We start from the raw sequence: 823 nt of genomic DNA on the forward strand, positions 1-823 counted from the left end.
GTATGCGTCCAAACAGCCCCACCTTTTCAGGCAAGCCTTCCTCGGGTAACCATCAGGAGTCTCGGTGAGAATCTGGCTTAGGCCGAATCGTTCTTTGACATGCCTTGCGGCAGCAGGGCCTTGAGGTCGTTCTCGTTGCAGGCGTAGGGCAGCCGCTCGAAGACGTGCAGGAGATATTCGAAGGGGTTGAGGCCGCAAGCCTTGGTGGTCTCGATGAGGGAATAGATGGCCGCGCTGGTCTTGGCTCCTCGGGGAGAGCCGGAGAACAGCCAGTTCTTCCGGCCCACGGCAAAGGGGCGGATGGCGTTCTCGGCCGCATTGTTGTCCGGCTGCAGGCGGCCGTCCTCGAGGTAGACCATGACCCTTTCCCACTGGCCCAGAGCGTAGGAGATGGCCCGGCCCAGAAGACTCTTGGGCGGTGTGGTCTTCACGCGGGCGTCGAGCAGCGCCTTGATCTTGTCCATGATCGGTCGGACACGCTCCTGGCGCATGGCATGCACGGCCTGGGTCAAGCTTTTGCTCCCGCGCCTGCTTCTCCAGCTTGTAGAGCTTGCCGATGAGGTCCAGCACCGTCTGGGCCGTGCCGGATTTCTTCTTGGCCCCGGCCTTGGTCACGTCGTGGAATTTGCGCCGCACATGGGCCAGGCACCCGACATGTCGGATCCCCTCGCGCTCGCCCAGGGCGTTGTAGCCTGCGTAGCCGTCGGTTTGCAGAAACCCACGGAAGTTCCCGACGATCTCCTCGGCCACCTTGCCGCCTCGGCCGGGGTCGTAGTGAAAAAGCACAGATGGTCGTTTGATGTCACCGCCCCGGGCCACCCAC

1 protein-coding gene and 1 pseudogene are annotated in these 823 nt (G+C 62.9%); both read right to left on the reverse strand.

Going from position 1 to position 823, the window contains the following annotated elements; genetic code table 11:
- Positions 1-77: 77 nt before the first annotated feature.
- Positions 78-512: an IS66 family transposase gene (locus GKC30_RS15180; RefSeq protein WP_155935751.1), complete on the reverse strand. Its 435-nt coding sequence runs from the start codon at positions 510-512 to the stop codon at positions 78-80.
- 61 nt (positions 513-573) lie between these two features.
- A pseudogene (locus GKC30_RS15185) lies at positions 574-819 on the reverse strand (IS66 family transposase); the annotation flags it as partial.
- Positions 820-823 lie beyond the last annotated feature (4 nt).

Source organism: Pseudodesulfovibrio alkaliphilus (genome assembly GCF_009729555.1).
Classification (GTDB): Bacteria; Desulfobacterota; Desulfovibrionia; order Desulfovibrionales; family Desulfovibrionaceae; genus Pseudodesulfovibrio; species Pseudodesulfovibrio alkaliphilus.